Source organism: Arthrobacter sp. AG258, from assembly GCF_004364695.1.
GTDB lineage: Bacteria > Actinomycetota > Actinomycetes > Actinomycetales > Micrococcaceae > Arthrobacter.
On sequence record NZ_SOBI01000020.1, the window covers coordinates 1 to 4,471 of the forward strand.

Below are 4,471 nucleotides of genomic sequence, written 5' to 3' on the forward strand. Positions count from 1 at the left end.
CCGGTCCCATTCCGAACCCGGAAGCTAAGACCCACAGCGCCGATGGTACTGCACCCGGGAGGGTGTGGGAGAGTAGGACACCGCCGGACACACACCACTGGTCGAGGCCCCAACCAAACGGTTGGGGCCTCCCACATTTAAAAACACCACCTAGACTTACCGTCTATGACTCCCCGAAGCACGGGCCCCAAGGGCAAGCGGGCCACCATCCTCGATGTTGCCGCTGCCTCCGGCGTCTCCCGGCAAACCGTAACCCGTGCCATGAACGACATGGCCGGGATCAGCCCCGAGACCCGTGAACGCGTCCAAAGGATCGCTTCGGAGCTGGGCTACAGCCCCAGCCGCTTCGCCAAGGGGTTGGTCCAGGGGGCGAAGGTATCCATTGGCCTCGCCATCCCGGACCTGACCAACCCATATTTCCCCGCCTTTGCGTCCAGCGTGGTGGAGGCAGCCACCGGGCGCGGCTGGAACGTCGTGGTTGATGACTACGGGCACGGAACCGGCAGCGCGGCCGACGCCGCTGCCAGGCTCGCACCCCAGGTGGACGCGCTTATTGGCTACCTCGCGCCACACGCGGACGAGGCGCAGGCGCTGATGGGCCGCCGGCCCGTCGTCGCCCTGGACTCACCGGACGCGGGAACCGCCGGCCGCATCTCGTTCGACTACCACCACGCCGCGAGGCTGGCACTTGCGCACCTTGCCGGCAGGGGTTGCACGAACGTCGCCTTCCTGGACTCGAACCAGGGAGCGCCTGCCGGCAGTCGGAGCGCGGCAGCAGCAGCCGTCGCCGAGGAAGCGGGAATGCAGCTCACCCGCTTCCAGGCCGAGCCCTCCGCGGCCGCCGCCAAGGCGGCCGTGGCCCTCCTGGCGGGCCGAGCAGAACCCGTTGACGGGATCCTTGCCTTCAACGACCTCATGGCCGCCGGTGCGCTTAAAGCCTTGCAGGCCTCCGGCAACGCCGTGCCGGGCGACTGCGCAGTCATCGGAATGGACGGGATACCGCTCGGAGAACTGCTCACCCCTGAGCTGACCACCCTCGCACTGGACCTGCGAGCCGTCGGACGTGCCGCCGTCGGCCTCCTCGAAGGACTCCTCTCGGGCTCGCTCGCGGAAGGCGGGACCGAGGCCCATCTGATCCTTCGGCACGAGCTGGTCCTCCGCCAGTCCGCCTAGGCCCCTACTCAAAGGCGCGCGCAGCGGATAGGCTTTAACCGCATCCGCGTGAACGTTCACGCAACCCCGTCAACCACACCTGCAGCAAGGAAGACCATGGCACTCCACACCCCCGCCGCCACTGATGGCGGCCAGGACCCCCGCGGCGCCACACACTCCACCCCCAACCTGGAGCTTGGCCAGGAAGAGGTCCGGGAGTTGGCCTCGCTGGCACCGGGACGCGGAAGCCTGCCCGCGCGCTCCTACCTGGCAACTGACGCGCCCAGGCTGTCCCTCAACGGTGACTGGCAGTTCAGGCTGAGCCCTGGAATCCGGACTGCGCCCCACGACGGGTGGCAGCACGGCACGCACCTGGCCGGTTTCGTCCCGCTGCCTGTCCCTTCCAGCTGGAGCATGCACGGCCACGGATCCCCGGCCTACACCAATGTCCAGTTCCCCTTCGCCGTGGAACCGCCGTTCGTCCAGGAAGCCAACCCCATCGGTGACCACCTGGTGACCTTCCAGGCGGGCCCGGAGTTCTTCCCGCACGCGCTGTTGCGGTTCGACGGCATCGACAACGCCGGGACGGTATGGCTGAACGGTGTTGAACTCGGAACCACCCGCGGCAGCAGGCTGGCCCACGAATTCGACGTGTCCGGCATCCTGGTGGAAGGCGCCAACACCCTGGCGGTGCGGGTGGCCCAGTTCTCCGCCGCGAGCTACGTGGAGGACCAGGACATGTGGTGGCTTCCGGGGATCTTCCGGGACGTGACCCTCCAGGCGCGGCCCGCTGACGGCCTCGACGATCTGTTCGTCCACGCGGACTACGACCACGCGACGGGTAACGGCACGCTGAGGGTCGAGGTGACCCGGGCCGGCAAGGCGATTGACGCCGTCGTCCGCATCCCTGAACTCGGTCTGGAACTCCCCGCCGGGGCCCAACATACTGTCCCGGGCGTGGAGCCGTGGTCGGCGGAGCAGCCGCGCCTGTATGACGCCACCGTCAGCACCCCCGGTGAGACAGCATCCGTGCAGGTGGGATTCCGAAGCATCACCATCGAAGACGCCCAGTTCAAAGTCAACGGCCGGCGCATCCTGCTTCGCGGCGTAAACCGCCATGAACACCATCCCGGGCTGGGCCGCGTGGTGCCGCGGGATGTGGTGGAGGCGGAACTGCGGTTGATGAAGCAACACAACATCAACGCGATCCGCACCTCGCATTACCCGCCGCATCCGGAATTCCTCGCCCTGGCAGGCCAGCTCGGGTTCTATGTGGTCCTCGAATGCGACCTCGAGACGCATGGATTCGTGGGGGCCGGATGGGCGCAGAACCCCAGCGACGATCCGCAGTGGGAGGAAGCCCTGGTGGACCGGATGGAGCGGACCGTGGAACGCGACAAGAACCATCCGTCAGTCATCATGTGGTCGCTCGGCAACGAGGCTGGCACGGGCCGGAACCTTGCCGCCATGTCGCGCTGGGCCAAGGACCGCGACCCGTCGCGCCCCATCCACTACGAAGGCGACTGGTCTTCGCCCGACGTTGACGTCTACTCCCGGATGTACGCCAGCCAGGCCGAGACGGCGCTGATCGGCCAAGGAATCGAACCGCCCCTCGAGAACGCCGAACTGGACGCCAGGCGCCGCGCCATGCCGTTCGTCCTCTGCGAATACGTCCACGCCATGGGCAACGGGCCCGGTGGCATGAGCGAATACCAGGAACTGTTCGACAAATACCCACGGCTGATGGGCGGCTTCGTGTGGGAGTGGCTGGAGCACGGCATCACCGTGAGGGACGCGGATGGCAGCGAACACTTCGCCTACGGCGGGGATTTTGGCGAAGAGATCCACGATGGAAACTTCGTCACTGACGGCTTGGTTGACGCCAACCGCAAGCCCCGCCCCGGGCTGCTGGACTTCAAGAAGGTCATCGAGCCGCTGCGCATAGAGGTCGGGCAGGATTGGGCCCGCTTCACCGTGCGGAACGGCCAGGACTTTGCGGACACGTCCGCCTTCAGCTTCCGGTACACAGTTGTGGCCGACGGCGACACCCAGGTGGAGGGGTCCGTGGCCGTTGCGCCGATAGCGCCCCAGTCCGAGGCCGTCGTCGAGCTGCCGACGGAGATTGCCCGGTATGCTGCCGCGCCGGCATCCAGCCAGTCTGCCGTGCTGACGGTGAGCGCGGTGCTTGCTTCCGATACGGCCTGGGCAGGGGCCGGCCACGAGGTCGCCTGGGGCCAGGCGGCCCGTTTTGGGACCCAGGATCCCCGGCTGATCGCCGCGGACGGAGTCGAGGTCATGGACGACGAGCTGAAACTTGGCAACGCCCGGTTCAGCCGGGCCACCGGCATGCCCACGTCCATCGGCGGCCTTCCCGTCGACAAACTGGGGCTGGTCCTGTGGTGGGCACCCACTGACAACGACCTGGGCCGGGAATGGGGGAGCACCGACGAGCGGCCGCTTGCCACCCAGTGGAAGGACGCAGGTCTGGACCGCCTCCACACACGCCTGTTGGGCATTACGGCAGAACCCGCGGCAGGGGGCGGGGAACAACTCCGTGTCAGCACCCGCGTTGGCATTGCGGACAAGCAGTACGGAGTGCTGGTTGATTACCTGTGGACCAGCAACTCCGGAGCACTGGCACTGCGCACCCGCGTTAAGCCGGCAGGGGACTGGGTCAACGCCGGCTTCGACATCGAATGGGCGCGAATCGGGCTGGAACTGGTCCTGGCGGCCGAGACAACCACGGTGAACTGGTTCGGGCAGGGACCGCACCAGAGTTACCCCGACACCGGCCAGGGAGCGCGGGTGGGGTGGTTCGAGTTGCCGCTCGCCGGCTGGGATGTTGATTATGTCCGGCCGCAGGAGTCCGGGGCACGCGGCTCCGTACGGCAGGCGGTTCTTGAAACCGGCGGCAAGCAGCTGCAACTCTCCGGAGAGCCCTTTGCGCTGACCGTCAGGCCCTACGGCATGGACGTCCTCGCAGCAGCGACGCATCGTCCCAACCTCATTCCGGACGGACGCAGCTACGTTTACGTTGATCACGCCCGGCGGGGCGTTGGCACCGCGGCCTGTGGTCCCGGCGTCCTGGAGCCCTACCGGCTGAAGCCCCGCGAAGCTGAGTTTGAGGTCCTCCTCCAAGTCCACGGCTGAGGCCACTCCGGGAATGTGAGCCACCCGACATCGGCTCCAAACCCTCGAAGGCACTGAGAGGGCACGGTCAGCATTGCCGGAAACCGCGGAAATTCGCGGTTTCCGGCAGTGTGCGGAGCCCCCTGTTCCTGGATTTGCGGTGGGGTTGGTGGGCGTGTATTGTTTTCTG

At 67.1% G+C, this 4,471-nt stretch carries 2 protein-coding genes and 1 rRNA gene; all 3 read left to right on the forward strand.

Annotation, left to right across the window (positions count from 1 at the left end; all coding sequences use genetic code 11):
* Positions 1-89 (forward strand): 5S ribosomal RNA (gene rrf, locus DFO47_RS20990); the annotation flags it as partial.
* A gap of 76 nt (positions 90-165) precedes the next feature.
* Entirely contained in the window at positions 166-1,173 is a 1,008-nt protein-coding gene (locus DFO47_RS20995; protein WP_018763981.1) for a LacI family DNA-binding transcriptional regulator, read from the forward strand.
* 96 nt (positions 1,174-1,269) lie between these two features.
* Entirely contained in the window at positions 1,270-4,302 is a 3,033-nt protein-coding gene (locus tag DFO47_RS21000; RefSeq protein WP_133832930.1) for a glycoside hydrolase family 2 TIM barrel-domain containing protein, read from the forward strand.
* The last annotated feature ends 169 nt before the right edge of the window (positions 4,303-4,471 follow it).

Coding starts and splice junctions, on each gene's coding strand:
- DFO47_RS20995 (WP_018763981.1), top strand. CDS start 166: ATGACTCCCCGAAGCACGGGCCCCAAGGGCAAGCGGGCCACCATCCTC.
- DFO47_RS21000 (WP_133832930.1), top strand. CDS start 1,270: ATGGCACTCCACACCCCCGCCGCCACTGATGGCGGCCAGGACCCCCGC.